The 4,000-nt window shown below is 62.7% G+C and carries 5 protein-coding genes; 3 read left to right on the top strand and 2 right to left on the bottom strand.

Annotated elements, in window-relative coordinates:
• Window positions 1-170: 170 nt before the first annotated feature.
• Entirely contained in the window at window positions 171-611 is a 441-nt protein-coding gene (locus tag ACGLHR_RS50845; RefSeq protein ID WP_400103604.1) for a YciI family protein, read from the bottom strand.
• A gap of 257 nt (window positions 612-868) precedes the next feature.
• Here ACGLHR_RS50845 and ACGLHR_RS50840 point away from each other — a divergent pair, with 257 nt between their 5' ends.
• The 3 genes from ACGLHR_RS50840 to ACGLHR_RS50830 all read left to right on the top strand — a co-directional run bounded on the left by ACGLHR_RS50840 (window position 869) and on the right by ACGLHR_RS50830 (window position 3,223).
• Entirely contained in the window at window positions 869-1,567 is a 699-nt protein-coding gene (locus ACGLHR_RS50840; protein WP_400103602.1) for a DUF2076 domain-containing protein, read from the top strand.
• A 141-nt stretch (window positions 1,568-1,708) separates the two neighbouring features.
• Window positions 1,709-2,665 carry a prolyl aminopeptidase gene (gene pip / locus ACGLHR_RS50835; RefSeq protein ID WP_400103601.1) on the top strand — a complete coding sequence of 319 codons (957 nt, stop codon included), beginning with the start codon at window positions 1,709-1,711 and terminating at the stop codon, window positions 2,663-2,665.
• Between the two features lie 177 nt (window positions 2,666-2,842).
• Window positions 2,843-3,223, top strand: a complete 381-nt coding sequence (locus tag ACGLHR_RS50830; protein ID WP_318236883.1) for a RidA family protein — start codon at window positions 2,843-2,845, stop codon at window positions 3,221-3,223.
• A gap of 76 nt (window positions 3,224-3,299) precedes the next feature.
• Here ACGLHR_RS50830 and ACGLHR_RS50825 read toward each other — a convergent pair whose 3' ends face one another.
• Complete coding sequence (locus ACGLHR_RS50825; protein ID WP_400103598.1) at window positions 3,300-3,668, bottom strand: DUF1484 family protein; 369 nt, start codon at window positions 3,666-3,668, stop codon at window positions 3,300-3,302.
• Window positions 3,669-4,000: the final 332 nt, after the last annotated feature.

Genomic DNA, 4,000 nt, shown 5'->3' with positions numbered 1-4,000 from the left:
ATGTCAAGCATTTTTCGATTTCTTGAATCCGTTTCCAACCCGCTCGTTGAGCGGGCCTGAATGTCTAAAGTTGAGTCCCTGATAGAGAGATGGAAAAAGACAAGTCTAGAACAGAAAGGCGCCGCCAGAGCGCCTTGGTGCGCATGCCGCAACCCTGCCTTGGCTCGTCCTTAGCTTGTCTTCTTCGCGGCGGCGCTTTGCGCCTCTGCCCACAGGCGCTCTTCCTGCGCCCGCAGCTCGGGCGTGAGTTCGGCACCGAAATCGTCGAGCTCGAACAGCGGGCGAATCTCGATCTCGGAGTCGCCTTCCATGGGGTTGGGGCAGCGCTTGACCCATTCGACGGCCTCTTCCATGGACTTGACTTGCCACAGCCAGTACCCGGCGACGAGCTCCTTGGTCTCCGCGAACGGTCCATCGATCACGGACCGCTGGCTGCCGGAGAATCGCACCCGCTTGCCCTTGGCGCTTGGGCGCAAGCCCTCGCCCGCGAGCATCACGCCGGCCTTGACTAGTTCTTCATTGAAGTTGCCCATTGCGGTGAGCAGCTCCGTGCTGGGCATCTTGCCGGCTTCCGACTGGGTCGTAGCCTTAACCATCACCATGACACGCATCGTCGTTTCTCCTTGAGTGGGTTGTGGGAACCGCACGCCCTGAAACCAGATCAGGCTCGACGGGCGGCTCTGATACTACGACGAATCGGGATACCGGAAATCGACACGACCCTTAAAATATCTGGCGCGAGGCACGCCTGCCTGGCTTGAGTCGGCCGCGAGACCTGGTAATCACATCCGAGCGCACTTCTTTAAGTCTTGCTTAAGACTCGGCTCGTAGACTGCCATCACACAAGACAACCCGGATAGGAGCTGCCATGACCCCCCAAGAGATGCAAGCACTGGAAGGCTTCCTGACCCAACTCACGCAGGCCAGGGCCGGCGCCAAGGACCCCCAGGCGGAAGCCCTCATCGCCGACGCCGTCGCCAGGCAGCCGGATGCCGCCTACCTGCTGGTCCAGCGCGCCATGCTGCTTGACCACGCGCTGGCGACAGCCAAGGCGCAGATCTCCACGCTGCAGAGCCAGTTGCAGGCGGCGCAGGCCAACGGCGCCAATCACTTCCTCGACCCGGAAAACGCCTGGGGCAACAGCGCCAACCGCGTGGCACCCAGCCCCGTCATGCCGGCGCCGATGAACGCACCGGTCGCCGTACCGCAAGCAGTGCAGGCACCCCAGCCTGCCCCCGCGCAGCCGTCCCGGCCTGGATTCTTGAGTGGCGGCCTGGGAAGCACCCTGGGCGGCATTGCCACGACGGCAGCCGGCGTAGCCGGCGGCGCGCTCCTGTTCCAGGGCATCGAGAACATGTTCCATCGCAATGGCAGTGGCAATGGCGCAAGCGGCTTCCTGGGACAACCAGGCGCAGGGGCGCAGCCAACGGAGACGGTCGTCAACAACTACTACGGCAATGACGACCGCTCGCCGCTGGGCTCACCCGATGCGGCATTGGACAACGGGCTTCTGGATGACGGATCGGGCAATGACGACTTCCTGAACGACGATACCTGGAACGCCTAGCGCGTTCGGGGGCTTGCCAGGCGTGCATGGCAGCGGCCTGGCAGCCCCATCGATCTGATTGTGCTTCGGCACCCAGGTGGAGATGACGCCGGCAACGGCGATACACTCTTGCACTACGCACGCATCCTGGGAACCCGATCCATGCCACAACTTCGCTTGCTCTATCCCGCCATCGAACCCTATGAAACCGGCACGCTCGATGTCGGCGACGGCCACGTGGTCTACTACGAACGCGTTGGCACGCCCGGCGCCAAGCCGGCGGTCTTCCTGCATGGCGGTCCCGGTGGCGGCATATCGGCCGATCACCGTCGCCTGTTCGATCCGGCGCGCTACGACGTCATGCTGTTCGACCAGCGCGGCTGTGGCCGCTCCACGCCCCACGCGGCGCTGGAGGCCAACACCACGTGGCACCTGGTGGACGACATCGAGCGCCTGCGCAAGCTGGCCAACGTAGAGCGCTGGCTGGTCTTTGGCGGCTCCTGGGGCTCCACGCTTGCGCTGGCCTATGCGCAGAAGCACCCGGAGCGCACCAGCGAACTGGTGCTGCGCGGGGTCTATACCGTGTCGCAGGCGGAGCTGAACTGGTACTACCAGTACGGCGTCTCGGAGATGTTCCCCGAGAAATGGGCCCGCTTCCAGGCACCCATCCCGCAAGCCGAACGCGGCAACATGATGGCCGCCTACCGCAAGGTGCTGACCGGCAGCGATACCGAAAAGCAGCTGGAAGCCGCCCGCGCATGGAGCGTGTGGGAAGGTGAGACCATCACCCTGCTGCCCGACCCGTCCAACACCGCCAAGCATGACGACGAACATTTCGCGCTAGCGTTTGCGCGGCTGGAGAACCACTACTTCACGCATCTCGCCTGGCTGGAAGACGGCCAGTTGCTGCGCGACGCGCATCGCCTTGCCGGCATACCCGGCGTGATCGTGCACGGCCGCTACGATATGCCCTGCCCGGCGCGGTATGCCTATGCGCTGCACCAGGCGTGGCCGGACTCCGACCTGCACCTGATAGAAGGCGCCGGGCACGCGTGGACCGAGCCCGGCATCATGGATCAGTTGATTGCCGCCACCGACCGGTTTGCGGCGGCGCAATGATCGTCTTGGTGCCGCCAGCCTTGGGGGGCGCAGCGCCGAAACGGGCTTTTGATGGCAGGCGGTTGCGATCTTGAACACCCGTGTCCTAGACTTGAAGACCGCATTGCCACCACCCGGCTGCGCATTGGCCGGCGGATGGCAAAGCGGCATTCAAGGCTCTCACCGACAGGGTGCACCATGGAATTCCTGAACTCCGGCAAAGTTCTCCCCGCAGGGCTGCCATTCTCCGAAGCCGTGCGCGTTGGCGATATGTTCTACCTCTCTGGACAGATGGGCATCGTCCACGGCAGTACCCGCCTGGTGCCCGGCGGCATCCGCGAAGAAGCCAAGCAGGCGCTGATGAACATCCGCATCACGCTGGAAGCGCATGGTCTGTCGCTCAAGCATGTCGCCAAATGCACCATCTTTCTGGCCGACATCAGCGAATGGCAGGCGTTCAACGAGGTCTACAAGGAATTCTTCCAGGCGCCGTATCCGGCGCGCAGTGCGCTTGGGGCGAATGGGTTGGCGCTTGGGGCCAGGGTGGAGGTTGAGTGTATTGCGGTGTTTAGTGGCTGAGCTGGTGGCATGTGGCCGCGAGCGGCCACTCCCCCGCTTGCGGGACAGTGACGCGGCTCGCCTCTATCGATCTGCCTTAGAGCATGCCCTGCACGCGATTCAAAGCTTCGTCCAACTGCTGCTTCAACGGCGTCAGCAGACAGTGCAGCCCGTGGCTGTCCTCCACGTCGTCGCTATCAAAATCCAGCAGTCTCAGAACAGCACCGAGTCCAGCGCTGACGCGCAGCAGGTCGGCGCAGCTTTCTTGCGCGATGCTTTGCGCACGGCTACGAAGTTCCTCGAGTTGGTAGGCTAGTTCCTGGACGTCGAGCTTGGTGGGCGTGTCGGCTGGGAAGGTCAGGCGGATTAGTTCGGCAAGGAGGGAGGATTGCCGGGAGATGGCGAGCGAGCGCTCGATTTGCTGCGGGAGGTTCTCTGAAACGTTGTGAGCAATGGAAGTAGGCATAGCGATCTCAAACGAAAATTGAGCCGCAACGGGCGGCGATCCGTCTGTGACTTTTTTGCGAGTTCCCACGCTCGGCCACCCTTGTTTGGGGTGACGTGGTAGATTCTCGGCCAGTCAACGGTGGAAGTCAATCGACCCGGCGGAGCAAGGAGTCGCCAGTGCGTCGCAGCTTTCGCGTTCACCCCCTCGATACTTGTTCGCTTCTAGCCCCGCTGACGCGGGGAGTGTCTCTTGTGGGCGGGGTTTTGATGCTTTTAGCTGCTGTCGCGGCTGTACGGTGTTGGCCGTTTTAGAACGTGTGAGATGTCACTTTTCTTTACTCGTAAAGAAAA

Source organism: Cupriavidus sp. CuC1 (assembly GCF_044627735.1).
In the GTDB taxonomy this organism is placed as follows: domain Bacteria; phylum Pseudomonadota; class Gammaproteobacteria; order Burkholderiales; family Burkholderiaceae; genus Cupriavidus; species Cupriavidus ulmosensis.
Note: the sequence above shows the minus strand (reverse complement) of the source record. Positions and strands in the feature narration are given on the sequence as shown.